The organism is Micromonospora sp. B9E7 (genome assembly GCF_039871815.1).
Taxonomy (GTDB): Bacteria; Actinomycetota; Actinomycetes; order Mycobacteriales; family Micromonosporaceae; genus Micromonospora.
Genome location: NZ_JBDPLX010000029.1, coordinates 42,458 through 69,339, shown reverse-complemented (window position 1 = coordinate 69,339; position 26,882 = coordinate 42,458). Strand labels below are relative to the sequence as shown.

The 26,882-nt window shown below is 72.6% G+C and carries 21 protein-coding genes; 9 read left to right on the top strand and 12 right to left on the bottom strand.

The annotated features are described in order from the left end of the window. Positions 1–123 precede the first annotated feature (123 nt). Positions 124–1,332 carry a low temperature requirement protein A gene (locus tag ABGB10_RS30800; protein ID WP_347664493.1) on the top strand — a complete coding sequence of 403 codons (1,209 nt, stop codon included), beginning with the start codon at positions 124–126 and terminating at the stop codon, positions 1,330–1,332. Positions 1,333–1,389: 57 nt separating this feature from the next. Here the strand turns inward: ABGB10_RS30800 and ABGB10_RS30795 are convergent, their stop codons facing one another. After that, positions 1,390–2,217, bottom strand: a complete 828-nt coding sequence (locus ABGB10_RS30795) for a hypothetical protein (RefSeq protein WP_347664492.1) — start codon at positions 2,215–2,217, stop codon at positions 1,390–1,392. A gap of 252 nt (positions 2,218–2,469) precedes the next feature. On the opposite strand from ABGB10_RS30795, the gene ABGB10_RS30790 reads away from it, so the two are divergent. The 4 genes from ABGB10_RS30790 to ABGB10_RS30775 all read left to right on the top strand — a co-directional run bounded on the left by ABGB10_RS30790 (position 2,470) and on the right by ABGB10_RS30775 (position 5,451). Next, a complete protein-coding gene (locus tag ABGB10_RS30790; RefSeq protein WP_088989422.1) occupies positions 2,470–2,676 on the top strand; it encodes a hypothetical protein in 207 nt (68 codons plus the stop codon). A gap of 151 nt (positions 2,677–2,827) precedes the next feature. Next, a complete protein-coding gene (locus tag ABGB10_RS30785) occupies positions 2,828–3,604 on the top strand; it encodes an ArsR family transcriptional regulator (protein ID WP_347664491.1) in 777 nt (258 codons plus the stop codon). Positions 3,605–3,620: 16 nt separating this feature from the next. Continuing rightward, positions 3,621–4,016, top strand: coding sequence for a VOC family protein (locus ABGB10_RS30780; protein ID WP_347664490.1), 396 nt, complete (start codon positions 3,621–3,623; stop codon positions 4,014–4,016). 475 nt (positions 4,017–4,491) lie between these two features. Then, the gene (locus tag ABGB10_RS30775; RefSeq protein ID WP_347664489.1) at positions 4,492–5,451 is read left to right on the top strand and encodes a TIGR03557 family F420-dependent LLM class oxidoreductase; all 960 of its coding nucleotides are present in this window, start codon (positions 4,492–4,494) and stop codon (positions 5,449–5,451) included. Positions 5,452–5,543: 92 nt separating this feature from the next. On the opposite strand, the gene ABGB10_RS30770 is transcribed toward ABGB10_RS30775, so the two are convergent. The 5 genes from ABGB10_RS30770 to ABGB10_RS30750 form a co-directional block, all read right to left on the bottom strand. Further along, entirely contained in the window at positions 5,544–7,055 is a 1,512-nt protein-coding gene (locus tag ABGB10_RS30770; RefSeq protein ID WP_347664488.1) for a hypothetical protein, read from the bottom strand. A gap of 174 nt (positions 7,056–7,229) precedes the next feature. Continuing rightward, positions 7,230–9,326 carry an amino acid transporter gene (locus tag ABGB10_RS30765; RefSeq protein ID WP_347664487.1) on the bottom strand — a complete coding sequence of 699 codons (2,097 nt, stop codon included), beginning with the start codon at positions 9,324–9,326 and terminating at the stop codon, positions 7,230–7,232. A gap of 87 nt (positions 9,327–9,413) precedes the next feature. Beyond that, positions 9,414–9,815 (bottom strand): hypothetical protein, encoded by a 402-nt coding sequence (locus ABGB10_RS30760; RefSeq protein WP_347664486.1) that lies wholly within the window; start codon positions 9,813–9,815, stop codon positions 9,414–9,416. A gap of 364 nt (positions 9,816–10,179) precedes the next feature. Continuing rightward, a complete protein-coding gene (locus ABGB10_RS30755; protein WP_347664485.1) occupies positions 10,180–10,950 on the bottom strand; it encodes a DUF5995 family protein in 771 nt (256 codons plus the stop codon). A 137-nt stretch (positions 10,951–11,087) separates the two neighbouring features. Next, positions 11,088–13,985, bottom strand: a complete 2,898-nt coding sequence (locus tag ABGB10_RS30750; protein ID WP_347664484.1) for an AAA family ATPase — start codon at positions 13,983–13,985, stop codon at positions 11,088–11,090. A 194-nt stretch (positions 13,986–14,179) separates the two neighbouring features. Here ABGB10_RS30750 and ABGB10_RS30745 point away from each other — a divergent pair, with 194 nt between their 5' ends. Then, the gene (locus tag ABGB10_RS30745; RefSeq protein WP_347664483.1) at positions 14,180–16,441 is read left to right on the top strand and encodes an adenylate/guanylate cyclase domain-containing protein; all 2,262 of its coding nucleotides are present in this window, start codon (positions 14,180–14,182) and stop codon (positions 16,439–16,441) included. A gap of 120 nt (positions 16,442–16,561) precedes the next feature. Here ABGB10_RS30745 and ABGB10_RS30740 read toward each other — a convergent pair whose 3' ends face one another. Continuing rightward, complete coding sequence (locus ABGB10_RS30740) at positions 16,562–17,107, bottom strand: YciI family protein (protein WP_347664482.1); 546 nt, start codon at positions 17,105–17,107, stop codon at positions 16,562–16,564. 105 nt (positions 17,108–17,212) lie between these two features. On the opposite strand from ABGB10_RS30740, the gene ABGB10_RS30735 reads away from it, so the two are divergent. Further along, a complete protein-coding gene (locus ABGB10_RS30735) occupies positions 17,213–20,497 on the top strand; it encodes a BTAD domain-containing putative transcriptional regulator (protein ID WP_347664481.1) in 3,285 nt (1,094 codons plus the stop codon). Positions 20,498–20,587: 90 nt separating this feature from the next. Then, positions 20,588–21,280 (top strand): hemerythrin domain-containing protein, encoded by a 693-nt coding sequence (locus ABGB10_RS30730; RefSeq protein WP_347664480.1) that lies wholly within the window; start codon positions 20,588–20,590, stop codon positions 21,278–21,280. A gap of 115 nt (positions 21,281–21,395) precedes the next feature. On the opposite strand, the gene ABGB10_RS30725 is transcribed toward ABGB10_RS30730, so the two are convergent. Beyond that, a complete protein-coding gene (locus tag ABGB10_RS30725; protein ID WP_347664479.1) occupies positions 21,396–22,061 on the bottom strand; it encodes a helix-turn-helix domain-containing protein in 666 nt (221 codons plus the stop codon). Between the two features lie 50 nt (positions 22,062–22,111). Between ABGB10_RS30725 and ABGB10_RS30720 the strand changes: the two genes are divergently transcribed. Continuing rightward, positions 22,112–23,041: an NADP-dependent oxidoreductase gene (locus ABGB10_RS30720; RefSeq protein ID WP_347664478.1), complete on the top strand. Its 930-nt coding sequence runs from the start codon at positions 22,112–22,114 to the stop codon at positions 23,039–23,041. Positions 23,042–23,127: 86 nt separating this feature from the next. On the opposite strand, the gene ABGB10_RS30715 is transcribed toward ABGB10_RS30720, so the two are convergent. From ABGB10_RS30715 to ABGB10_RS30700, 4 genes are all read right to left on the bottom strand, one after another. After that, positions 23,128–23,694, bottom strand: a complete 567-nt coding sequence (locus ABGB10_RS30715) for a dienelactone hydrolase family protein (protein WP_347664477.1) — start codon at positions 23,692–23,694, stop codon at positions 23,128–23,130. Between the two features lie 55 nt (positions 23,695–23,749). Continuing rightward, positions 23,750–24,856: a nucleotide disphospho-sugar-binding domain-containing protein gene (locus ABGB10_RS30710; RefSeq protein WP_347664476.1), complete on the bottom strand. Its 1,107-nt coding sequence runs from the start codon at positions 24,854–24,856 to the stop codon at positions 23,750–23,752. Positions 24,857–24,988: 132 nt separating this feature from the next. Then, the gene (gene paaK, locus ABGB10_RS30705) at positions 24,989–26,299 is read right to left on the bottom strand and encodes a phenylacetate--CoA ligase PaaK (RefSeq protein ID WP_347664475.1); all 1,311 of its coding nucleotides are present in this window, start codon (positions 26,297–26,299) and stop codon (positions 24,989–24,991) included. 78 nt (positions 26,300–26,377) lie between these two features. Then, on the bottom strand, positions 26,378–26,827 hold the full coding sequence (locus ABGB10_RS30700) for a MarR family transcriptional regulator (protein ID WP_347664474.1): 450 nt from the start codon (positions 26,825–26,827) through the stop codon (positions 26,378–26,380). Between the last annotated feature and the right edge of the window lie 55 nt (positions 26,828–26,882).

The window sequence follows — 26,882 nt, the reverse complement described above, 5'->3', positions numbered from 1 at the left end:
TCGACCAACCCCGGCCGGGGGAAGAGCCGGCGAATCCGGGGTCGTGCGGTCGATTGATCGTTACCGTCCGTGGAGGTGGGCCGGACAGGTCCGTCGAGTCGACCGGTTCCGCAGGAGTAACCCGTGCACCTCCCCGCGCCGGAGCCCGCGTCGCCGCAGGCCAGCGGCCCTCCGGTGCGAGATCCGGAGGGCTCGCGCCGGGTGACCCTCCTCGAACTCTTCTTCGACCTGGTGTACGTGGTCGCGCTGGCGCTCATCTCCCGGACAATGGTCGACCAGCTCGACTGGCGCAGCGCCGGGCAGGCACTGATCATGCTGGCCGCCGTCTGGTGGACCTGGGCGATCACCACCCTCGTTACCGACCTGTACGACCCGGAACGCACCGAGATCAAGCTGCTGATCAGCTCCGTGATGTTCGGCGCGCTGCTGATGACCACGGCGATCCCGCAGGCGTTCAACGACCGGGGGCACGTCTTCGCCGGCACCTACGTGGCGATCCACCTGGGGCGCGGACTGTTCCTGATGCCGGCGGTGCGGCGCCAACCGCAGACCCAGCGTCGAGCGGCGCGCATCTTCATCTGGTTCGCGGTGTCGGCGATCCCGTGGCTCGTCGGCGCGTTCGTCAGCGGGGACGCCCGGATCGCCTGCTGGGCATTCGCGCTCGCCATCGACTACGTCGGTTTTCGACTCGCGTACCCGGTGCCGGGGCTCGGGGTGATTCCGGAGAAGCAGCGCAACGTCACGGCGGAGCATCTGTCCGAGCGTTACCAACAGTTCTTCATCATCGCGCTCGGCGACTGCATCCTGACGATCGGCACCATGTTCAGCGTGGAGCACAACGAGGCCGAAAACATCGCGGCGTTCGCGGTGGCGTTCCTGACCACCCTGCTGCTCTGGCGGATCTACGTGCACAAGTCCGGCGAGCTGCTGCCGAGCGCCATCCAGGCGTCCGCGTCCCCGAGCAGGTTCCTGTTCAGCGCGCCGTACACCCATCTGATGATGATCTCCGGCGTGGTGACCACGGCGTCCGGCTTCCACCTGGTGCTGCACGAGCCGACCGGGGAGACGCCACCGGCCTGGTTGGCGGTGATGTTCGGCGGCCCGGCGCTGTTCCTGGCCGGCCGGGCCTTCTTCGAGTACGAGGTGTTCAGCCGGGTGTCCTGGTCCCGACCGGGCGGCATCCTGGCGCTGCTGACCATCGCACCCGCCGCGTTGTACGTGCCGCCCATGGTCGCGTCCCTGGGTGCCCTGTTGGTGCTGGTCGGGGTGGCGTACGCGGACTACCGGCGAAGTCACGGCAAGCCGCCGGAGACCCCCAGCCCACCGCACTGAACGGGCCCGCGAGCGCGGCTCGGTCGACGTGGAGACGCCAGCCCGGGCGACCGCCGCTCACACCAGCGCCCCGGCGTACCCCCGGACCCGCAACCGCTGCCGGGCGGTGCCGGCCAGGCGCACCTGCAGGCCGAGCGGCGCGGCGGCCCGGCGGACCTCGTCCAGGTGCAGCGATCCGTGCCGGTCCAGGGTGAGCACGGGCGGCTCTTCGAGTTCACCCTCCGGCGCGTGGAAGGAGAGCAGGGTGACCGAGGTGGTGAGGTAGCCCGGGTACGCGGCACGGGCCGCCGCCTCGTCCCGGTGCGAGAGCACCACCAGGTCGTCGAGGTGGGCGAAGTCGGCGGCGAGGGGCCCGGCCTTCCAGTGCGCCGGCTCCTCGGCTGCGCCGGTGAGGTGCCGGGACCGGTTCGCCGAGGTGATGTAGAGGTGGTCCGAACCGCTCTCGGCGAGCGCCCGCTCGAAGAAGGCGTTGGACGGGCAGGTGAGACCGGGCGCGATCACCTGGGTGGTCCGCAACCCCTGGTCGACGCGGACGAGGTGCTCGGGGATCCGTTCCGCCGCCGGCCCCCGGAAGCCGAACGGACCGGCCCCGTAGAGGGCGTCCATCAACGCCCGCACCCGTCCGACCGGCAGTCTCGGTGAGATCCGCGTCCAGTCGTACATCCCCGGGATGCGTCCGATGGCGGTGGTGATGCTGCCGACCTGGTGGACCGGACGCCCCTTGGCCAGGTTGACCCGGCGCACGGTGGCCGGGTCGGGGCGCGTGACGACGGCGTAGAGGTTGGCGAACGCCACCGCGACGACCGCACCGCCGGCGAGCGCGCGGGCCGCGACCGCGACGTCTTCGGGGCGGTCGATGTACAGGGGTGGTGTCGGGGCGTCCATGAGTCCTCCTCGGCGGGGCCGTGAGGCAGTTCTACGTCCACCGGCACGTACGGCGGCGAGGTCGGTCGGCGATCCGATAGAGCGCCCGTGTTACCCGGTGCGGGTGGCCGATGCGCGGACGGTACTCATCGGTGGACCGCATCGGCCGGACGGACCATTCGCGGGGTCGTGGTGCGCGACCGTTAGCCGCGTGACCCGATTGGGTACAACGCCTGCACCTCAGCAATCCACCACATTCCTCAGGAGGCAGCGATGCGCGGCACCTCGATACTCGGAGTCATCGTCGTGATCTGGTTGTTGATCGGCGCGGTCGCGGCCGGCCAACGCGGTTACTACAGCGGCGACGACACCAACTGCGCCGAGGCCGGCACGATCCTGGTCACCATCGTGGCCGGGCCGTTGAACTACATCGGCGCCAACCCCAAGGTCGACTGCAAGCTGCCCGAACCGTCCAAGTAGGACAGACGCGCGCCGGCCCAGGCTCCCGGTAGGGGGCCTGGGCCTGCGCGCGGCAGGACTGGCGCTCGGACTCCACCACCCGCCCCCTCAACAGCTTCCATTCCATCAAATCAGCTTGGTGCATCACCTCTGTTTGATGTATCGTCCGGCTGTGGTGAAGTCGAGTCAACCTGCCCCGGCGTTCGTGCGTCTGACCGCCCATCCGTTGCGATGGCGGCTGCTGGCCGAACTCGCGGACAGCGACTACCGGGTGCGGGAACTGGTGACGCTCGTGGCCGAGCCGCAGAACCTGGTCTCCTATCACCTGCGGCTACTGCGCGACGGTGGACTGGTCACCGCCACACGCAGCAGCTTCGACGGCCGCGACAGCTACTACCACCTCGATCTGGATCGCTGCGCGCAAGCACTGGCCGATACCGGTACCGCGCTGCATCCGGCGCTACGCCGGGAACCCGGCGCGCCGCGCGTACTCCCGGCGGACCTGCGGCGCACACCCCGCCTCAGCGTGCTCTTCGTCTGCACCGGCAACAGCGCCCGCTCACCGATCGCCGAGGCTCTGCTCTGGCACCACACCAACGGTCAGGTCGAGGTGACCAGCGCCGGTAGCCGGCCGAAGCCCCACCTGCACCCCAATGCAGCACGGGTGTTACGCGAGGAGTTCAGCCTCGACATCACCGACCAGCGCCCCCGGCACTGGGACACGCTGACCGGCCGTCGGTTCGACTACGTCATCAGCCTGTGTGACAAGGCCCGCGAGGCATGCCCTGACTTTTCAGGCCAGCCCCGCCGAGTGCACTGGAGCATCCCCGACCCCGCCACGGCCGCAGACACCGAACGGGCCAGCTACCCCGCCTTCCAGCGGGCTGCGGCCGACATCGACACCCGCGTCAGACACCTGCTATCCGTCGTCAAGCCCACCCGCCCCTGAACGGAGGGATACCGCCATGACAACGCCCGACCAGCGCGCCAGCGTCCGCTACATCGTCGATGACGTCCAAGCGGCCGTCGACTTCTACACGTCCCGTCTCGGCTTCACCCTCAACACGAATGCCCTGCCCGCCTTCGCCGACGTCGTACGCGGCCCGCTGCGACTGCTGCTGTCCGGGCCGGCCAGCTCCGGAGCCCGCGCCACGCCCGACGACGCAATCGACGCCGGACGCAACCGCATCCACCTCATCGTCGATGACCTGGATGCCGAGATCGACCGACTGCGTCGCACCGGGCTCTCGTTCCGCACCGACGTGATCGCCGGTCCCGGGGGACGCCAAATCCTGCTCACCGACCCCGCCGGCAACCTCATCGAACTGTTCCAACCCGCCCACCGACCGGACGCAGCCTGACCCAGCACGAACGCATCGGCTCCAGCTGACAGGTGGCGGCGGCGAGGCGGAGCGCCAGAACGAAGGAGCCGATTCAGCGGTCGCGAACGCAGCAGAGTGGTCGCCACGCTACTGCCCGCCCTTCCCTCGCCGCTAGCGACGATCCAGCCGTTACGACGCTCGCGTTCGGGCTTCGCATCGGGGCTGCTCTGGCCACGCTGGCCCTGTCTCTGTCCTCCGACGAACCGGCGGAATGTGGGCAGCCATCGCCCTGCCGACGGCGTTCAGCACGGTGTCATTCACTGCCCTGCTGGGGACGCGACCCGGCGATCAGACCGCGAGAACCCAGGACCAGGGCGCCACGGGTTCCGTTGTGACCTGACCAGCACCCCGTACGGCATCCTAGGAGGCTGGTTTGCGGTTCTGCGGCGTTTGTCGGTGCTCCGGTCGGGAACCGACCCGGCGTCAGTCACGCGGACGGCGTCGGGAGCAGGGCATGCAGATCGGCTACAAGCTGGCCTCGGAGGGGTACGGCCCCCAGGAGATCATCCGGCAGGCCGTCCTGGCCGAGCGGGCCGGTTTCGACTTCGTCGAGATGAGCGACCACTACCACCCCTGGCTCGACGTCCAGGGCCACTCGTCGTTCACCTGGAGCGTGCTCGGCGCCATCGCGGCCAAGACCAGCACCCTGCGCCTGGCCACCGGCGTCACCTGCCCGACCGTCCGCTACCACCCGGCGATCATCGCGCAGGCCGCAGCGACCATGGCGCTGGTCTCCGACGGACGGTTCACCCTCGGGGTGGGGGCCGGCGAGCGACTCAACGAGCACGTCGTCGGACAGGGCTTCCCCAGCGTACGAGGCCGGCACGAGCGGCTACGCGAGGCACTGGAGATCATCCGGCTGCTCTGGCAGGGCGGCTACCAGTCGTACGAGGGCCGACATCTGCAACTGGAGGACGCCCGGGTCTTCGACCTGCCGGACACACCGCCGGTGATCGCCGTGGCCGCCAGCGGCGAGGCGTCGGCCCGGCTCGCCGCCGAACTGGGCGACGGGCTGTTCGCCACCGAGCCGGACGCGTCGATCGTCGAGCACTACCGACACGCGCACGGCTCGGGCCCCCGCTACGCCGAGGTTCCGCTTGCCTGGGCCACCGACGAGCAGCAGGCGCTGCAGGCGGCGTTGCGGACCAGCCGGTGGATGGTCACCGGCTGGAAGGTGATGAGCGAGCTGCCGAACCCGGTCAACTTCGACGCGGCCAGCGCGTACGTCGAGGAGAAGCACATCCGCCAGCTCTTCGCCGTCGGCCCCGACCCGGAGCCGCACGTCGCGAAGGTCCGGTCGTACGTCGCCGCCGGCTTCGACCACATCGTCCTGCAGAACGCCGGTCCCGACCCGGACGGTTTCCTCGACTTCTTCGCCGGCGACCTCTCCGGCCGCCTGCGCGCGCTGAGCTGATCCACCCGACGCCAGCGGGCAGGACGCGCCAGGCCGCCCCGACTGGTCGTCGGGGCGGCCGGCTGCGCGTTCGGGATGGGTGCGCGGTGTCCTCAGCGGAAGCAGTGCGCGATGGGCACCTGGCTGCCCTCGCAGTTGGTGGGCTCGTTCTCGACGACCACGCTCTCGTCGTCGATCTTGACCTGGGCGTGCGAGGCGAAGATCCCACCGGGCTTCACCGTCGACGCGTTGTGGGTGATCTTGCTGGTGTAGATCGCGACCGAGCCGGCGGTCGCGTAGATGCCGCCACCCACGGACGTGGCGCCGACCGCCTCGTTGCGGGTCACGTCGCTGCCGCGTACCAACAGGTTCGCCTTCTCGGCGTAGATGCCGCCGCCGAGGCCGTGGGTGGTGTTGCCCTCGACCACGCTGTCGTCGAGCGGGGTCAGACCCTTGACGGTCGAGATGCCGCCGCCGTTGACGGTCGACGTGTTCCCGCGGATGGTCATCGTGCGCATCACCAGCACCGCGTCGGAGTTCGCGGCCCCGCCGCCGACTTGCGCGGTGTTGTTCAGCAGCTCGGTGTCGGAGACCTTGGTCCGGGCCGAGAAGCTGGCCAGCCCGCCGCCCTGGACGGCGCTGTTCTGGGTGAAGGAGACGCTCTCCACCTCGGCCGCGCCTCGGTAGTTGCCGAGCCCGCCGCCGTACGCGTTGGCGCTGTTGCGGTGGAACTCCGAACGCTTCAACGTCAGCACACCACCGTTGAGCAGGCCCCCGCCCTTGCCCGCGGCGCCGGAGGCGCTGTTGCCGATGAACGTGGAGTCGGTGACCACCAGGTTGCCGTCGTTGAAGATGCCCCCGCCGCCGCCCTCGGGCGACAGCGACGTGCTCTGGGTGACGGTGACCCGCTCCACGAGGGCGCTCGCGCCGTGCACCACGTGCACGCTGCCACCCTCGATCGCCGAGCGGCCGTTGTGCAGTTCCACGTCCCGCAGGGTCAGCTCCCCGCCGTCGCGGACGGTGAAGAACCGGAACGCGGCGGCCTGGGCGTCGCGGGCGATGGTGGCCCCGGCGCCGTCGATGGTGATGGGCTGGTAGATCACCGGCAGACCGGCGGTGTCGTCGGCCGGGTTGCGCGGAGGCGCCTCGGCGTCACCGGGGGTCTCCGCGGCGTCGGCGGCCTCCCGGGCGTCGCGGATCCCGCCGTCGTACTGGTCGGTCTCGTGGAACGCCTCGGTGAGGACGTAGCGGCACTTGGGCGCGAGGCGCAGTTCCGCGCCGCCCTCGGCGTTGGCCGTCACCAGCGCTGCCACCAGCTTCGCGGCGTCGCAAGGCACCGACACCACGCCCCGCTTGCCGGTGCCCGGGGTGGCCGGTCGGTCCCGCTCGGCGTCCTGGGGCTCAGGCTGGCGGCGATCGTCGGCCCGGCGGTCGTCGTCGCTCCCCGCTGTCGGGCTGAGCCGGCCCAGGCCGGGGAGGGTGAGGGCGCGGTCTGCGGCGGCCGCCACGCCGGCCACGCCGGCCGCCCCCACGACCAGGCTCCCCGCCAGCAAACCGCTGGCTAAGAACCATCGGGACCGCCGTCTGGGTCGGGTCGCGCGGTCTCCCTCTCGGTTCGTGGACATCAACGGTGCCTACCTTCCTGCCTGCCTGACGTGTCCGCGCGCCGATCCGGGCGCGGGGGGCTCGACGTGCTGCCAGCCACCAAACGTCACGATAGGTCCGCAATACGGACAGGAAGGTGTGAACGTGAATAGTGCCCTTATTCATCTTCGGAACCCATCAAACGGGGCGACCGATCACCCGCCGACGTGGATGCCGGGACGTCGCAGCGGGTCGTGCTCGGTCCGGCGGATGATCTCCCGTACCACCGGAGGCGTGTCACCACGGCCGAGGATGAGATAGCGCGCCAGGTGCGCGATCGGGCTCCCCTCCGACCACTCGAAGTGCGCGTGTGGCCGCACCCCGGTGGCATCACGCAGGGCCAGCAGGATCGCGGCGATCGCGTTGGGCGCGGCGGGGCTGCTGGCCCGCAGCACACGGAAGCCACTCACCTCGATCCCGTGCACCCGCAACACCTGACTGAACTCCGACGGGTCGACCACGTCGATCTCCAGGAACAGCACGTCCGCGGCCCCGGGCACCGGATTCATCCCCCGCTGCGCCCGTTCCTTGACGGTGTACTCCTTCACCGAGCCCCTCTGCCGCTTGTTCGCGATCAGGTGCAACTGCCCGTCATGGGCCAGCGACTCGGCGATGAACCGCCGGGCCGGCTCGTCGAACTCGATCCGCTCGGCACGAAGCTCGGTGGTCCGGGTGACCCGGGACACCAGCGAGACCGCGATGATGCCGAGGATGAACAGCGCCGAGATGGTGATCCCGTCCGGCTGCTCGACGACGTTCTCCACCAGCGCGTACAGCAGCACCAGGGTCAGCACCGTGAAGCCGATCGCGCCGACGCGCTGGTGGCGGCGGGCCGCCGCGATCGTCACCGCCACCGCGCCGGAGACCATCATCGCCAGGATGCCGGTGGCGTACGCCCCGGCCTGAGCGTTGACGTCGGCCCGGAAGGCGATCGTGATGGCGACACTGACGACGGTGTAGACGATCACCACGGGGCGCACCGCCCTCGCCCACTCCGGCGCCATGCCGTACGACGGCAGATAGCGCGGCACGATGTTGATCAGCCCGGCCATCGCCGACGCGCCGGCGAACCAGAGGATCAGCACGCTGCTCACGTCGTAGACGGTGCCGAACGCCTCGCCCAGGTAGGTGTGCGCCAGGAACGCCAGCGCCCGCCCGTTCGCGCCGCCACCCGGCCGGAACTCCTCCGCCGGAATGAGCGCCGTGGTCACGAATGTCGTCGAGATCAGGTACACCGACATGATCAGGGCGGCGGTGGTGAGCAGCCGACGCGTGTTGCGGATCCGGGCGGCGAGGCGGGCCTGTTTGTCCGGCCCTTCGGCCGCGACCAGCGGCATCATGCTGACCCCGGTCTCGAAACCGGACAACCCCAGCACCAGCAGCGGGAACGCCAACACGGCGGTGAACAGCACGTGACCCGGGCCGCCTCCGGTGGTGGTCAGCGCGGTCGTCCAGTCCGACACGATGCCCGGGTTCTCGACGAGCCGGGCCACCGCCACCCCGACGATCACCGCGTTGAGCACCAGGAAGACCGCGACGAGCGGGATGGCGACGACCACCGCCTCGCGGAACCCGAGCAGGAACACCCCACCGAGAATGAGCAGCAGCACGACGGTCACCACGACCGGCACCAGGGCACCCTCCGGGGCGTCCGGCAGGTACGGATTCTCCAACAGGTGCACGGTGGCGTCGGCCGAGGAGAGGGTGATCGTGATGATCCAGGAGGTCGCCACGAAGCCGAGCAGCACGAGGACGAAGATCTTGCCCCGCCAGAACGGCAGCAGCCGCTCCAGCATCGCCACCGAACCCTGACCGTGCGGGCTGTCGTGGGCCACCCGCCGGTACATCGGCAACATGCCGAACAGGGTGAGCGCGACGATCAGCAGGGTCGCCAGCGGGGAGAGCGCGCCGGCCGCCACCGCGGCGATCCCCGGCAGGTACGACAACGTGGAGAAGTAGTCCACCCCGGTCAGGCACATCACCTGCCACCAGGCGTGCCTGCGGTTCTGCCCCTCGGTCGCCTCCGGCCCGGGCGGCTGCACCTGGTGCTGGAAGAGCCACCGGCGCAGTGGGCTGGCCGGCGGCGCCGAACGGGCCGGGCTGGCCACGCGTTCGGGCACCACGATCCCCGCCCGGCCGCCCGGGTGCGGGAGGGCCGGGTCACGGGCCGCCCGCAGCGCCGGGTCCGGCCCGGTCGGCGCGTGCCGGCGTCCGCCCCAGCGTCGTGCTCTCGCCCGGTGCTCGTCACCCATCGTCAGTCCCACCCTCACAGGTCCTGACCCGACGGTAGGCGGTTGCCGGGTGCCCAGCCGGCCGAACCGGGGACGAGAACGCGCTGTTCAGGACGGGTCCGGAACGGCGAGCAGTCGGGCCAACGCCGGCGGGTCGGCGACGGTCACCGTGGCCGCCGGGTGCCGCACGCGCCCGCCGGGCACCAGGGCCGGCACCGGTGCGCCGAACCGCAGACAGATCCCGCCCGCCGTGCTGCTGCCGAAGCTCGCGCCCCCGTCGACCATCGACAGGTGCGGCCCGATCACCCGCCACCAACGGTACGGGCCACTCAGCTCGACGGCGGTCACGTTGTCCCGTGCGGTGCGCAGCCGCCACGGCCCGTACCGGATCACCAGCTCCCGGTCCGTGACGGCGACCCATGCCGTCGCCGGGCGGACGCCCACCAGCGCCAACACCGGCCGGAACACCGGATCGAAGCGGAACGGAAACCGGGTCGCGACGTCGGTCATCGCGCACCCGGCCGGGCGGTGGGTCGGGACACCGGGCCACCCGGCCGCAGGGGCCCGGGCCGCGCGGGCCGGGGTCGGGCGGCGGGCCGCCGCCGGGCCAGGACGGTCATGGCGCGGGCGTACCCGTTACGCGCCCGCCGACACCCCGCAATCTCACACCGTCGACGCCCCTCCCCCACCGCCGGCCGACACCCCCCGGGCCGGCCGACGGTGGCAGACGGTCGACACCCCCCGGGCCGACCGGCTGTACCCCCCGAGGCGACCGGACGTCGGCCCGGCCCCGTGGGGTGGGTGGAGCTGGTGGGACGCGCCCCCGCGCTCCGCCGCCCCCCACGGGGCGGAGCGCGGGGACCCCCCGTCCCGACTACTGCAGGAACGCCCCGAGGGGCGAGAGCAGCAGCCGGCCGAGCGCTGCGGCGTTGTCGTCCAACCGCATGCGCTCACACTCGCGGGCGTCCGGATCGTGCCGGCACCGCCAGATCTTCTGCGCGTTGCGCCACGCGACATCGCGGGTGTACTCGACCAGCTCCCCCTGGTACCAGTCGTCGATGTCGCCGTTGAGCATGTCGATGAGCAGCTGCCACCGCTCCAGATAGCCGCGACGCAGGCCGGGGATCTTGTCCGCGAAGATGTTGTTGATCTCCAGGTAGTCGTGGTGCTGGTCGCTGCCGTCGACCGGCTCCGACTCCAGGTGGTCGAACGTGGTCACCAACGCGAACGGCAGGTCGAAGTTGATGTGCGCGTTCACCCCGGCTGCCGCCGAGGGCAGCGGGCGGGCGTCCGGCCCCCGCATCCGCTCGAAGAGGCACGACCAGGCCTTCGGGGTGCCCGGGCTGGAGTCGGTCCACAACCGCATCGCGTCGAAGTAGCGTGCGGCGAACTCGACGTCGAGCCGGGACAGGAACGCCGGGTCGACGAAGCGGTCGTCGTACAGCCCGTCGAGGACGCTGCTGGTGATGGTCAGGTAGAGCCTGTTGAAGTCGGCGAGGGGGCAGCTCTCCTCCAACGGAGGCAACCGCACCAGCAGGTCCTGGAGCTTGGTGAGGTGATCGACCACGGCCGGCACGTCCGCGGGATGGTCGGCGAGCAGGTCGACGATGTCCCGGTGCACGGGCCCCCAGACCGGTTCGGTCATCTCTCCTCCATGGTGGTCGGCGGCATCCCCCGTGCCGTCGTCGACGCGGCACAGCCTTTCAGCCCGCACCCGTCGGCCGAATCAGTAGAACGACGTATCCCGGCGCGCACAGGCGCGCCGGGATACGTCGTGATCGGTCAGCCGCGCTGGTTACGTAACTGGATCGCGCTGGCCTGCACGCGGGTGCGGACCTGCAACTTGTCGAAGATGTGCGAGACGTGCACCCCGATGGTCCGCTCGCTGATGAACAGCCGCTGCCCGATCTCCTTGTTGGTCAGTCCCTCCGCGACCAACGCGAGCACTTCCCGCTCCCGCGCGGTGAGCGCCGCCAACTCGTCGTCGGACGCCTGGGCGGGTGCCCCCCGCGTGGCGCCGGCGGTGTCCCGCTCCTCCAGCGGCACCCGGGCCCGCCCGGCCAGCTCGCGGATCTCCGAGGTCAACGGCACCGCGCCCAACCCCTGCGCCACCTCGTACGCCTCGCGCAACAGCTTGGCGGCGGTCGCCAGCCGACTGCGCCGAGCCAACAGCGCCTCGGCCTGCCGCAGCCGCGAGTACGCCGCCGGGTAGGGGTGATTGCGACGGTCCCACTCGGCCGCCGACACCGCCCACAGCTCCGGATCGCTGCCGTCGAGGCGGCTCACCTCGGCGGCACAGAGCGCCAGGAACCCCTCCACCACCGACCGCACCGGTCGCGCCGCGCCCGCGCTCTTACGGGCCACCCGGTCGGCGACGTCGCGCAGCCGGCGTACCGCCGTCGGGTCCACGTCCACGGTGCGGCTGGCGTGCGCCTCCGCCTCGGCGCGCAGACCGTGCCAGACCAGGGCGGACAGGATCATCACGTCGTCGGAGCGGCTCTCGGTGAGGCCACGCTGCACCGCCTGCCGCGCCACGTCGTGCCGGCCCTCCCACATGGCCAGCCCGGAGCGCAGGGTGAGCAGCGGAATGACGTGCCGCGCCCCACCGCCGGCGAGCAGGGTCGCCACCGCGTCCAGGTCCCGACCGGCGGCCTCGATGTCGCCGTAGCCCACCGAGAGCCGGCACCGGGCGAGCAGCAACTCGACGGCGTCCGCACCGGACGGTCGGTGCCGCAGCGCCGCCGCGACCACCTTCTCCGCCTCGGCCCACTGACCCACCCGGAACAATCCGTTGATGGCGATGGCCAACAGCCGGGTGCCCCAGGTGCGGCCCAGCCCCAGCTCGGCCACCCGCTCGGCGCCCCGCCGGGCCACGACCACGCCCTCCTCGAGGATGTTCAGTGGCCCGGTCAGCAACTCCGCCAGGTGCAGGTACGCGCAGGCCACGTCCTCGGGCTGGCCGGCGCGCTCAGCGGCGTCGAGGGCGTCGCGCATGACCGCCAGACCGGCGTCCGGGTCCTCCAGACAGGCGTCGCTGAAGCCCAGCGCGGAGCTGGCCAGCACGACCTCGGTGGCGGACCCCTCCACGTTCTCGGCCAACGCCAGCGCCTCCCGCGCCCGCTCACCGGCGTCGGCGTACCGGCCCAGGTGCAGCAGCAGTTCGGCCAGGCGCGCGGCGGCCGCGGCGCGGTCGCGCGGGGAGCAGTCCGCCGCCTTCAGCGCCCGCTGGTATTCCTCCTCGGCCAGCGCCGAGCGACCGGCGGCGGCCAGGTAACGGGCCCGGCGGATGTGCAGCGCGCAGCTCGGCTCACCACCCTGGAGCGTGGCCAGCTCCTCCAGCAGGGCCAACGCGCGGGCGTGCTCCCCACAGTGGTGGGCGGCTTCGGCGGCGTTTCCGAGCAGTTCGACACGGTCCACCGCGAGCGGACCCGAGTCGGCGGCGAGCTGCAACGCCGCAGACCAGTGCCGGTGCGCCTCGGCGTAGCCGTGCAGCCGCTCGGCCTCCTGCGCGGCGGCGACCGCCGCCGGCAACGCGCGCGCCGGGTCACCGGCCAGCCGCCAGTGGTGTGCCAGTCGGGCCTGGTGCAGCTCACCGGGCGCGGAGGTCAGCGCCTCGGCGTAGCGGCGGTGCAACCCGGAACGCTCGGCCGGCAGCAACTCGTGCGCCAGCACCTCGGCGACGAGGCGGTGCCGCAGCCGGTAGCCGTCGTCGGCGCCGACCAGCAGCCGGTGTGCCACCGCCGCGCGGGCCGCGTCGATCAACTCGTCCTCGGGCAACCGCAGCACCTCGGCCAGCAGCCAGTGCTGCACCGGCTCGACGCCGGCAGCCACCGCGTGCACCACCGCGTGCGCGTGCTGTGGCAGCGCGTCGACCCGGTCGAGGAAGATCTCCCGCAGCGTCTCGGACAGGCCGTCGCGGCCGTCGCGCAGGTCGCGGGCCAGCTCCTCGATGACGAACGGGTTGCCGCCGCTGCGCTGCCACACCTGCTCGGCCGCGTCCACGGACAGGGTCCGGCCGATCACCGCGGCGGCGAGTTCCTCGGTGTCGGCCCGGCCAAGCGGTGCCAGGTCGAGCACCCGCACCGTCCGCAGGCGACGCAGCTCGGTGAGCACCCGGCGCAGTGGGTGCGCGCCCTGCAACGACTCGGCGCGTACCGCTGCCAGCACCGAGAGCTGAAGGTCGCCCAGACCGGCCAACAGGTAGAGCAACAGTTGCCGGGTGCTGCGGTCGACCCACTGCAGGTCGTCGAGGATCAACACCAACGGTCTGCCCTCGGCGATCAGGTGCAGTCCGCGCGAGACCCGCTCCAGCAACGCGCCCGCGCCGTCCGGGGCGGCAGTCTCGTCGGCGACCATCTGCAACAGCCCGCGCACCGCGGAGGAGCTGCGCGCGCGAGAGGCGGACAGGTCGGCGTCGTAGCGGCGCAGTGCCTGCAACAGAGGGTGCAGCGGAGAGGCGTCGCCGATGTCCAGGCAGCTGCCGGTGAGCACCACGGCGCCCTGGTCACGCAGCCGGTCGCCGATCTCACCCAGCAACCGGGTCTTGCCCACACCGCTCTCGCCGGTCAGGAAGACGGCGGCGGTCTGCCCGTGCGCCGCGTCACCGAGCAACGCGGACCGGACCGTCCGCACCAGCTCGGCCCGACCCACGAGCGGTGCGGTGTCCACATCGCTGGCCATGGCACGCAGCCTAATCACAGTGCCCCGCACCGTTCTACGGCGATCCGCCGCTTGTGGTACTCCTCGCGTCGACTTTGCGACTAAAGGTTGCGGGTGGCCGACATACGTCGTTCTGCAGATCCCCCGTGAGCCCAGGGATGCCAATCTCCGGAGGTCATCAGGCAGGAGCGGGAAGAAGGGCCGGTGCGATACCCATGACCAGCAGCAGCATCATCGTCGTCGACCCGCAGCGGACCGTGACCGGGCACTGGCCGGTGCCGGAGGAGAGACGCACCGTCACCGTCCTCTTCGCCGACATCGTCGGCTCCACCGGTCTGGTGGACCGACTCGACCCGGAGGACGTCCGCGCCCTGCAGCGGGCCTACTTCGACACCGTCGCCGGCGTGCTGCACCGCTGGCAGGGAGTCGTGGAGAAGTACGTCGGCGACGCGGTGATGGCCCTCTTCGGCGCGCGGCACTCGGACGGCTTCGACGCGTACCGGGCGGTGCGCGCCGGGCTCGAGATCCAGGCCGCTCTGGACCGCCGGCCGATGGTCGGCGACATCAGACTCCGCGTGCGCGTCGGTGTCGCCACCGGCGAGGTCGTGGTCGACCTGGGCGGCGCCGTCAGTGGCGGGCACGGCGTCGCCAGCGGCGCGGTGATCACCACTGCGGCCCGGCTGCAGGAGTACGCGGAGCCCGGCGCCGTGGCGCTCTGCGCGGCCACCGCACGGGCCACCGCCGGCCTGATCACCCAGCGTCAGCTGGCGGCGGTGCCGGTCGCCGGTCGGGTGCCTCCGATGCCGGTATGGCACGCCGTCGGTCCGGTACGCCCCGGCACCGATCGCCACGACGGCCCGCTGATCGGTCGTCGCCGCGAGCTGGCCACCATCCGCGACCAGGTGAGCCAGGCCATCCGCGAACAGAGCCCCAGGTGGCTGTCCCTGGTCGGCCCGACCGGCAGTGGCCGCAGCCGCCTGCTGCACGAGTTGACCCGCGGACTGACCACGGTGGACGGAGTGTCGGTGCGCTGGTGTGTGGCGACCTGCCAGCCGTACCCCGATCAGGTCCTGGCACCGGCCGCCGAGCTGCTCCGTGGCCTCGCGGGGGTGCGGCACGGCGACGGCCCGGCGGTGATCCACGACCGGTTGGTCGCCGCCCTGACGTCGCTGTTCCCTCCGGAGCGCGTCGCGGCGGCGATCCCGGCCCTGCAGCGGTTCCTGACCACTCCGGACAGCTCGTCGGCGGCGCTGGCGGGGGCGGCGATCTGCCGGGACGTCCTGCTGGGCCTGGCCGCGCACCAGCCGTTGATCGTCGCCGTGGACGACGTGGACCGGGCGGCGCCCGCGATGAGCCGGTTCCTGCACACGTTGTTCAGCGCGGCGACGGCACGCGGTCTACCGCTTGCCCTGATCACCCTGCACCAACCGCAGTGGGCCGACACCCGACCGAGCCCGGCGCGACGGTTGACGATCGGGCCACTGGCCGCGGTGCAGTCCGGACGACTGCTGCGCCACCTGCTCACCCGGGCCGGACAGCCGGTGACCCTGGCCGGCCGGTTGCTGTCGCTGGTGGGAGGCCGACCCGGGCACGCGGCCGCGTACGTCGCGTCGCTCGTGGACGGTGCCGACCCGGAGACGCTCCCGCTGCCCGAGGCGCTACGCCGGGTCGCCGGCGCGGAGCTGGACCACCTCGACGGTGAACGGCGGGCGGTGCTGATGGCCGCCGGGACACTCGGTGGTGTGATCTCCGGTGCGGCCGTCGACCGGGCCCTCGGCTGGACGCCCGGCCGGTCCGCACCGGCGCTGCGCGGGCTGGCCGCCGCCGGGCTGCTGCTCCCCCACCGCGCCGGCGGCTACGCGTTCGCCGCGCCCGCGCTGCGTCAGGTCGCCGCCGAACGGTTGCCCCGCGCCCTGCGCACCGTCTTCAGCCGCCGCGTCGCCGACGGCGTCTGCCTCGACAGCGTCCACCCGGACGCCGTCCTTCCCCGTGACCACGCCGCGGCCGAGCACGCCGGTGCCGACCCGGTTGGCGCTGGTCGTGCTTCCGTCGGCGGCTCGGCCGTACGGCGCAACGAGGTCGTGCTCCTCGACGCCGTTCGCACCCGGAACGACCGCCTCGACGCCGCCTTCGCGACGTCGCCCTCCGACGCGCTGCTCCGACGCCTCCGCAGCCCGACGGTGACCGCCGCACCGCCCGCGCCCAATCGCGGAATCGCGCGATCGCCGATCTCCCGCCGGCTCCGGACCGTCGCGTCGGCGGGCGACGTGCCGCCGACCCGGGCATCCGCGACGCCGGCCCGTGCGGGCGGTCGTCGGCCGCCGGGCACCGACCGGGGCGCAGCGTCGATCCGCATCGTGCCGGGGTCGCCCGACCACACCGCCCCGGCTGGCGTCGGGACTCCACCCGGGGCGGTGCGCGCCCTGCCGCGCCCACCGGTGCCGCACTGGTCACCCGGCCTGGCTGCCGCCGCCTGAGACTCCATCAGCGGCCTCGTTCCTCGGTCGACGGCAGCCGAGCAGCCCGACACACCGAGCTTCGCCCTGCCGGGCTACCACTATCGGCCCGACCATCCCGAGCAGATCGGTGGGAGCGGGTCAGGTCGGTCGCCCACCGAACCGCCAGTCGTGCACCTCGACGTCGGCGTACCGGTCCACGGTCAGGATGGCCCGGGCCGCGTTCCGGGACGACGCCCGGAGCAGCGCGGCGGTGCCCAGCCACGTGCCGCCGTCGTCGGACAGCAACGGCCCGTACGCGATCAGCTCGTCCGGGTCGGGTGGCACGGCCAGGTCGACGGCCTGCCCCGCCCCGAGACCGAGCACCAGGTACCTGTTACCACCGGTCCGGCCACCCGGGAAGTCCCACATCGTGCGGCCCAGCGTGTTGCGCCACCGGCGCACCAGCACATCCCGGTAGACGCCGGCCTGGTAGTTGGGCTCGTCGAAGGCGAACGCCCGCGCGGCGGCCGAGTCGGGCAGATCGACGATGTGCACGCTGCCGGTGGCGGTGTCGCCGGACAGAGTCGGGCCGCGAGCGATCATCTCCGTCGCGAACCGGTCCATGTATGCCCAGTGCTCGGCCAACAACTCGTCGCGCATGGGGCCCGAGCCGGGCCGGTCGCGGTGGTAGCACAGGAATTCCATGCCGCACATTGTCGACGCCATGCCCCGTCCCTGCCGAGCCGAGCGTCGGTGAGACCGGCAGCGTACCGGTGAGCCCGCGCACGGGCGACTAGGATCGACCCAGTCATGCTGCTACGGGTGCTCGGGCCGCTCGAGGTCGAGGTCGACACAGGCGGACCGGTCGACCTCGGTGGCCCCCGCCAACGCGCCGTGCTCGCGCTGCTGCTGGCGGCCCGAGGCGAGGTCGTGTCCGTCGGTCGGATGATCGAGGAGCTGTGGCGGGGTGACCCCCCGCCGCGGGCGATCGCCTCCCTGCAGGCGTACGTCTCGCACCTGCGCCGCCTGTTGGAGCCGGCCCGCGAGCGCCGAGCACCGGCGCGGGTCCTGGTCACCGCGCCGCCCGGCTACGCGATCCGGGTGCCCACCGACGCCGTCGACGCCGGTCGGTTCGAGGCGCTGCTCGCCGAGGCACGCGCGGTCAACGCCGCCGACCCGGGCCGGGCACGCCGGCTGCTGGGCACCGGACTCGACCTGTGGCGCGGGCCCGCGTACGCCGAGTTCGCCGAGGAGCCGTGGGCGCAGCCGGAGGTGCTGCGGCTGGAGGAGCTGCGCCTCGCCGCCCGGGAGCTGCTGCTCGACGTGACCGTGCGCGATGGCGACGCGGCCGAGGCGGTGCCGGAAGCGGAGGTACTGACCCGACAGGCGCCACTGCGGGAGGAGAGTTGGCGGCTGCTGGCGCTGGCGTTGTGGCGTACCGGTCGGCAGGGCGACGCCCTCGCCGCGCTGCGTCGGGCGCGGGCGACGCTGGCCGACCAGCTCGGCCTGGATCCGGGCCCGGCCCTGGTCGAGCTGGAGTCGGCGATCCTGGGCCAGCGTCTCGACCTGCTGCCACCGGTGCCGGCGACAGCGGTACGCGCCCAGCGGCAGGTGTCGGAGGAGGTCTTCGTCGGCCGGGAGGCCGAGCTGGAGGCGCTCCGGCAGGCTGCCGCCGACGCGGTGGCGAGCGGGCCGCGCGTCGCGCTGCTCAGCGGTGAGGCCGGGGCCGGCAAGTCGAGCCTGCTCAGCCGGATGCGGGAGGAGCTCACCGTCCACGGCTGGCTGGTCACCGTCGGCCGCTGCCCCGAGGTCGAGGGCGCCCCGCCGGCCTGGGCCTGGGTCGAGGCGCTGCGGCAACTCGCCGAGCAGGCGCCCCCGGGTGACCTCGCACCCGCGCTCGCCCCGCTGCTCGGCGAGGGCGACGGCGAGCCCGGCGGCGACGTCACCGCCAGCCGGTTCCGGTTGCACCGCGCCGTCGGCGCCTGGTTGGACGCCGCCTCGGCCCGCGGACCGGTCGCCGTGGTCCTCGACGACCTGCACGCCGCCGACGCCGAGACGTTGCTGTTGCTGCAGAGCGTCACCGAGATGACCACCGGCACCGTCCTGTTCGTCGCGGCGCTGCGGCCCGCCGACAACGCCGAACGGCTCGCCGACACGATGGCCGTCCTGGCCCGCCGGTCACCCGTCCGGATCCCGTTGCGCGGTCTGAGCACGTCCGAGGTCGAACGGCTGCTCGGCGCGCTGGCCCGGACCACCGTCGACCCGGACACGGTCGCCGCGTTGGCCGAGCGGACCGGCGGCAACCCGTTCTACGTGCGGGAGTCGGCGCGACTGCTCGCCGCCGAGGGCACCCTCGTGGCCACCTCGGACGTGCCCGAAGGCGTACGCGACGTGTTGCGCCGACGCCTCTCCCGCCTCCCGTCGGCGGCCGTCTCGGTGCTGCGACTCGCCGCGACCGCCGGGCGGGAGGCCGAGGTGCGAACGCTCGTCGACGCCGCCGGCACCGACGAGGGCACCGTCCTGCGGGCGCTGGAAGCCGGGCTGACCGCCGGGCTGCTCACCGAACCGGCGCCCGGGCGGGTGCGGTTCGTGCACGGCCTGGTCTGCGACACCATCTACACCGACCTGCCGCAGCTGCGCCGCACCCGCCTGCACGCGCGGATCGCCGCCGCCACCCGCCGGCTGCGGCCCGACGACTACCCGGCCCTGGCCCACCACTACGCCCGCGCCGCGTCGGCCGACACCGCGCCGCTCGCCGTCGACTACGCCATCCAGGCCGCCGAGCTGGCCGAGCGGCGGTACGCGTACGACGCCGCGATCGAGCTGCTCGGCAATGCTGTCCAGGCCGCCGCCACGGTCGCCGGCGACCGCGACGCGCTCCGGGTCGACCTGCTCGGGCGGCTGTTGCGCGCCCAGGCGCGGGCCGGCGCGGTGGCCGCCGCCCGGCACACCCGCGCGCGGGCGATCGACATCGCCGCGGCGTCCGGCCGCGACGACCTGCTGGTCGCGGCGTTCACCGCGTGGACCGTCCCCACCCCGTGGCTGACCCACGAGTACGGCGCGGTGGACCACCTGATCGTCGAGCTACTCACCCGGCTGCTGCGCGCCGACGACCTGGACCCGGTCGCCCGCTGCCGGCTGCTGGAGGCGCTGGCCACGGAGTTGGACGGCGAGTCCGATCCGCGAGGCGTGGCGGCCGGACGGGAGGCGCTGGCCCTCTCGCAGCGGTTGGACGACCCCGAGCTGCGTGCCCTCGGGCTGGCCGCGCGGCTGCGCACCATGAGCTACGAGCGGGAGGCGCCGGAGCGTCGGACCTTCGCGCTGGAGCTGCGTGACCTCGCCGAGGAGCACGGGCTGGTGACCTACCGTTCGGTCGCCGAGCAGGCGCTGGGGCACTGCGCTGCCGCGCTCAACGAACCGGACGAGCTGCGCCTCAGTGTTGCCCGCCAGGGGTGGCTGGCCGAGACGTACCAGCTGAACGAGGCACAGACGATCAACCTGTGCTCGCTGGGCGCCCTCGCGCACGTCGCGGGCGACTTCGCCGCCGCGCGGCGGCACTACGACCAGGTCGCCGTGCAGATGCGGCGGCAGGGCTCGCTGCACGCCGAGGCATTCCACTACTTCTCCACCGGGACCCTGCTGATCAGCCAGGGGCGGTTCGGTGAGCACCTGGAGGCGACAAGGCGGATCCGGGGCCCGTTGGGCCCGATCGTGGACGACCTGCTGGCCCTGGCGCTGATCGGGAGCGGACGCCTGGACGAGGCGCGGGCCATGCCGATCGGACGGCACACCTACCGCCCGGACTACTTCGAGTCGGCACTGCTCAGCGTGCGGGCGATGGTCGTCGTGGCGCTGGGTCGACGGGACCTGGCCCAGCCGGTGATCGACGCGCTGCTCCCGGTACGCGAGCAACTGGCCGGCTTCTCCACCACCGCGGCCGTGCTGCGGCCGGTCGCGTTGACGCTCGGTGAGCTGTTCCGGCTGCTGGACCGCACCGACGAGGCGACCCGGCACTTCACCCTCGCCGCGCGGGTGGCCCGCCGGTGGGAGTCGCCGCACTGGCTGGCCGAGGCGACGGCGGCGCTGGCCCGCTGACCGTCACGGTTGGCGGATTCCAAGCCGGTTCCAAGTGACACCGAGCATGATCAACAGATCTGTGCCAGTTGATCCCTCGGAAAGGTCACCGTGAACCAGAACCACCGCGAAGCCATGGCCGACGTACGCGACATGTATATGGCGCACTCGGCGCTCCGTCGCGAGTTCAGCCTGCTGCCGCAGCTCGTCCGCGACGTCGCGCCGGGCGACGCCACGCGCGCGGAGGTCGTCGGCGCCCACGCCGAGATGCTCTGCCACATCCTGCACCTGCACCACGAGGGCGAGGACCTGCTGCTCTGGCCCCTGCTGCTGGAGCGCGGCGGCACCGAGGCCGCGGCGATCGTCCCCACCATGGAGGCGCAGCACCACGCCATCGAGGACGCCCACGCGGCGGTGGTCGCCCTCCTGCCCCAGTGGCGCCGCACCGGGCGCGACGGTGAGCAGCTCGCGGACGCCCTGGAGCAGCTACGCGCCGCGCTGATCGAGCACATGGCCCTGGAGGAGAGCGAGATCCTGCCGCTGGCGCAACGGCACGTCACCGCCCGGGAGTGGATGCGGCTCGGCGAGCACGGCATGAGCAAGTCCCCGAAGAAGCAGCTGCCGTTGGCCTTCGGCCTGGCCATGTACGAGGGCGACCCGGAGGTGGTCAAGGCGGTGCTGGCGCACGCCCCGCTGCCGGCCCGGCTGCTCATGCCGATCATCGCGCCCCGGCTGTACGCCAGCCACGCCAAGCGGGTGCACGGCACCGCCACGCCCCCGCGCATCGGCGCCACCGTCCGCTGAGCGAAGCCGGCGGGCCGCCGAGCCAGCTGGGTGGCCGGCCCGCCCGACGCGGTTGGGGTCGGCCACCGAGCCCGCGCACGGCAAGTCCACCACCAGCGACGGCTCCGACTACCAGTCATCCAGGTCGAGAAGCCTGGCCCACCTGGCTGTGTCCGGTTACCGATGCCGGGGACGCCAACCGCGCCACGGGCGGGAGCGGCGAGGCGTCCGGGGAGGCTTGGAATGCCGAGATGGCGAGCGCGGCGAAGCGCCGGGAGGCGCTGACCTGGGTGGTCGGCGAGGTCGCGTGGATACCGCTGTTGGCCATGAGTACGAGGATGACGTCGTCCAGGACGACGTCGGGGCGCAGGCGACCCGCCTCCTTGGCGCGGCGGGCCAGTTCGTCGACCGCTCTGAGCGCGTATTCACGGCGCGCCTCGAAATCAACTGCCTTGGGAAAGGTCGAAATAAGCGCTGCGGTAAAGCCTCGGTCGCGGGCGTGCAATTCACACATTTTCTCGATCACGAGACAGAAACCGTGCCATGGATCCGGATCGGCAAGGCCCTCGTCGACAACGGCGCGACACGCGTACATCTGTTCTGCGAATGCCTCGGTGACCAGCATCTCCTTGGTCGGAAATCGGCGGTACAGGGTGGCGGGTGCGACCCCGGCGCGCCGGGCGACCTCCCGCATCGGCACGTCCAGGCCGTCAACGGCGAAGACCGCGCGGGCGGCCTCGAGGATGCGCTCGCGGTTGTCCAGGGCGTCGGAGCGAAGAGCGTGAGACAAACGATCGGTCACGGCTCTCACTTTAGCGAGGCGGACAGCGGCGTGCGTTAGCGTCCGTGTCCATGAGGGCTTTGCAATTTTCGAAGTACGGTCCCGCGAGTGTCCTTGAGGTGTCGGAGGCGCCGGAACCGCACGCCGGACCCGGCCAGATACGGGTGACGGTTCGGGCCTCGGGTGTCAATCCGGCCGACACGTACGTCCGCGCCGGCCGATTCCAGGAGTGGATCCCGCTCCGCCTGCCGCACGTACCCGGTGTCGACGCTGCCGGCGTGGTGGATGAGGTCGGTGACGGGGTGAGCACCGCTCGGGTGGGCGATGAGGTTTTCGGGATCACGGACTACGCCCAGATGGGCGGGGCGAACGCCGAATACGCCGTCCTGGCCGCGTGGGCACGGAAGCCGGCCACCCTGACCTGGGAGCAGGCCGGCGGCGCGGCGGGCAACATCGAGACGGCCACCCGAGTGCTCGACCGGTTGGGCGTCAAGGACGGCACCACGCTGTTGATCGAGGGCGCGGCTGGCGGGGTCGGTACGACCGCGATCCAGCTCGCGGTCGCTCGCGGTGCGGCCGTCATCGGCACCGCCAGTGACCGCAACCACGAGTTCGTCGCCTCGCTCGGGGCGATCCCGACCACCTACGGCCCCAGACTGGCCGAGCGGGTCCACACTCTGGTGCCCGGCGGGGTGGATGTCGTACTCGACTGTGCCGGCTCTGGTTCTCTACCAGACCTGGTCGGCCTGGTCGCGAGCCCGGACAGGGTGGTGAGCATCGCCGACATCAACGCCGCGGCCTACGGCGTACACCTGTCGCGCGGCTCTGGCCCCGGCGCGGACACACCGGCTCTCGAAGGAATCGCCGCCGCCGGCGAACTCGCCGAGCGGAATCGTTTCACAGTGCCGGTCGCGGCCGTGTTCTCTCTGGAAGAGGCGGCCGCCGCCCACGAGTTGAGTGAGTCCCGCCATGCGCGAGGCAAGATCGTGCTGAAGCCCTAGCGTGCCCCACCCTGCCTCTGTCCGCCTGGCCCGAGCACGCGCGACCGGGGGTAGCCGCACGCAGGCGCGGTCCGCGGGACGGATGCTCAGCGAGCGGCCAGGAAGGCCAGTACGCGCGGCCAGGCCACCGCGGTGGCGTCCGGGGAGTACTCGGCCACGTCCGGGTCGGTGAACAGGTGGCCCACGCCGGGATAGCGGAAGACCGTCAGCTCTGCGCCAGTGTCAATCAGCGCCTGCTGCCACTCGTCGACCTCGTCCGGCGCGTCGTACGGATCGGGGTCGGCGAGGTGCAGCTGCACCGGCAACCCGGGTCGGACCGCGTCCGGGGCGCCGCCGGTGCCGTGCAGCAGGAGCAGACCGGCGGCGTCGGGGCGTTCGGCCAGCAGCGCCCCGGCCACCCCGGCGCCCATCGAGAAGCCGGCAAGCACCGTCTCCGGTGGCAGGTCACGCAGCGCGTCGCGAGCCCGGTCCAGCACCATCTCCTGGCCGATCTTGTCGAGTAGCGCGAAGCCCTCCTCGACGGTGTCGGTGGCCGGGACGCCGTACAGGTCGGGGGTGCTGACCTGGTGCCCGGCGGCGCGCAACCGGTCGGCGGCGGCGCGCACGGCGGGCCGCAACCCGTACACGGAGTGGAACAGCACGACGTGTCGCATCACGTCATCCTGCCGCAGCCGCCCGCGGGGCCGGTGCGGCCACGCGGGGCGACGGTCAGACCAACGCCGCCAACCGCGCGACGAGGTCGGTCGGCGGCGGCATCGCGGCGATCTCTCGGCTGACCTGCCCGGCGGCCGTGCGCAGGTCGTCATCGGTGAGCAGCCGGGTCAGCGTCTGCGCGGTGATGTCCCGGGGGCGCAGCGCCAGGCCGGCACCTCGGCGGGCCACCAGCTCGGCGTTGTGCCGCCGGTCCCCCGGACCGACGGTGGCCAGCTGGGGCAGACCGGCGGCAAGTGCGCCGAAGACGCTGCCCGCCCCGCCGTGGTGGACCAACGCCGCGCTCGCCGGCAACGCCTCGTCGAGCGGGATCCAGTCGACGACCCGCACGTTGCCGGGCAGCGAACGAGCCGACCGCTCGTCGGGTCGGACCAGCACGATCTCGGCGTCCACCTGAGCGGCGGCGGCCACCACGGCGGGCATCGGCCCCCGGTCGCCGGGGCCGGTCAGGGTGCTGCGGGTGACCAGGATCCGGGGACGCTCACCCGGCTCGCGCAGCCAGCCCGGCAGTTCGCCGCCGCCGACGTAGGAGTCGTACCGCATCGGCCAACCGCCCTGGGTGGCGACGCTGGGCGGAGCCACGGCGAGGGCGGCGGCGGGTGGCGGCAGTTCGGTCAGACCGTGTCGGCGCAGAGCTGCGCCGAGTCGGGCGACGGTCGCGCGGACCAGGTCGCGGCCGTCGAAGAGGGCGTTCTCCTGCCGTACGGCCGGCACGTCGAGCCGCGCCGCGGCCACCGCGCCAGCGACCGCGAACGGCTCGTACAACACCAGATCCGGCCGCCACTGGGTGGCCAGCGCGACCACCGGGTCGGTGAGCTGGTCGTTGAGCGCGCCGAACAGCAGGCCGGCGCCCCGGGTGCCGGCGGTGCCGGCCATTTCGGCGCGCGCGATCAGCGGATGGCGGGGGAAGACCCGCAGCGCGATCCGGCCGAAGTCGAAGCCCGGTGCGACGTCGTGCACGGCCAGACCGGCGTCGGCGGCGGTCAGACCACCGCCGCCGGTGGCCAGCAACACGTCGTGGCCGGCGTCGCGCAGCGCGACCGCGAGCGGCACCAGCGGGAAGACGTGCCCGACGAGCGGGGCGGAGACCACCAGCACACGCATGGGCCGAATCCTATGTCTTTCACCGACGCCGGGCGGCCCCCAGGACGCGCACTCCACGCGGACCAGACCACCTGCCCCATGCCTGGGGCAGCTCTACAGGAGACAGCACCGACCCCACGGGGTGGCCGGCCGTCAGACGGCCGCCGGCCGTTGGTCGACGATGCGGCGCATCTTGCCCATCGACCTCTCCACCGTGTCCGGGGCGAGGACGTCGACCGCCACGCTCACGCCGATGGTGTTCTTCACCAGCTGGACAAGCGTGTCGCCGGCCCGCTCGGCGGCGTCCACACCAACCCCGGCGCGCCGTTCCACCCGCACCGTCAGGGTGTCCAGCCGGCCGTGCCGATCGAGGACGCACTGGAAGTGCGGCGAGAGCTGCGGGGTGCGCAGGATCAGCTCCTCGATCTGGGTGGGGAAGATGTTCACCCCGCGCAGGATCATCATGTCGTCGGTCCGGCCGGTGATCTTCTCGATCCGGCGCATCGGCCGGGCGGTGCCGGGCAGCAGCCGGGTCAGGTCGCGGGTGCGGTAGCGCACGACCGGCATCGCCTCCTTGGTCAGGGAGGTCAACACCAGCTCACCCCGCTCGCCGTCGGGCAGCACCGCCGCGGTGACCGGGTCGATGATCTCCGGGTAGAAGTGGTCCTCCCAGAGGTGCAGCCCGTCCTTGGTCTCGACGCACTCGGTCGCCACGCCGGGGCCCATCACCTCGGAGAGCCCGTAGATGTCGACGGCGTGGATGTCCAACTGCTGCTCGATCTCGCGGCGCATGTCCTCGGTCCACGGCTCGGCCCCGAAGATGCCCACCCGCAGTGAGGTGGCACGCGGGTCGATGCCCTGGCGGCGCATCTCGTCGACGATGGCCAGCAGATAGCTGGGCGTGACCATGATGACCTCGGGCTCGAAGTCGCGGATCAGCATGACCTGACGCTCGGTCATGCCCCCGGAGACCGGGATGACCGTGCAGCCCAACTCCTCGGCCCCGTAGTGCGCGCCCAGGCCGCCGGTGAAGAGCCCGTAGCCGTACGCGACGTGCACCCGGTCGCCGGGACGGCCGCCGGAAGCGCGGATCGACCGGGCCATCAGACGCGCCCAGGTACGCAGGTCGTCGCGGGTGTAGCCGACCACGGTCGGCCGGCCGGTGGTGCCGGAGGAGGCGTGCAGCCGGGCCACCTGCTCCCGGGGTACGGCGAACATGCCGAACGGGTAGTTCTCCCGCAGCTCCGCCTTGCCGGTGAACGGGAAGCGGGCCAGGTCGTCGAGGTCACGGCAGTCGTCGGGGTGCACTCCGGCCGCCTCGAACGCCCGGCGGTAGTGCGGCACGTTGTCGTACGCGTGCCGCAGCGACCAGCGCAGTCGGTCGCGTTGCAGGGCGCGCAGCTCGTCGATGCCGGCGCGCTCGATCGGCTCCAGTTCCTCCGGACGAGGGGTGCGGTCCTGCATCGCGTGCCTCCTTGGCGCGGCGGTCCCGGTGGGCTGCGGGTACCGTACGCCCGCCGTCGTCCGGGCCTGCGGGGGCGGTCAGCGGGCGGCGGGCAGCCGGTGCAGGGCGTCGACCAGCGGTGCCAGCTCGGGGGTGGCTTCCGCCTGGGCGAGCGCGTCGCCGAGCACCCGGTCGTGGGTGGGTCGGGTCTGGGCGAGCAGCTCGGAGCCGGCCGGGGTCAGTTCGGTGTAGATGCCGCGCCGGTCGTCGGCGCAGAGGATGCGGGTGAGCAGCCCTCGCTGTTCGAGGCGGGTGACCAGGCGGGTGGTGGCGCTGCCGGAGAGCGCGGCGGCGCGGGCGAGTTGACTCATCCGCATGTGCCAACCGTGCTGACGCGAGAGCGCGTCGAGGACCGTGTATTCGACGACGGACAGGTCGTGACCGGCCTGCAACGCCCGCTCCAGGGACGTCTCGATCAGCCCGTGCAGGGCGGCGAGGGTGCGCCAGCCCTGCGCGCGGATCTCGACGGCGTCGTCGGCGATGCCCATGCCGGCCCTCCTCGGGGGTGATCTGGACGGCCCCAGGCTACCACGCTTGCGCCGA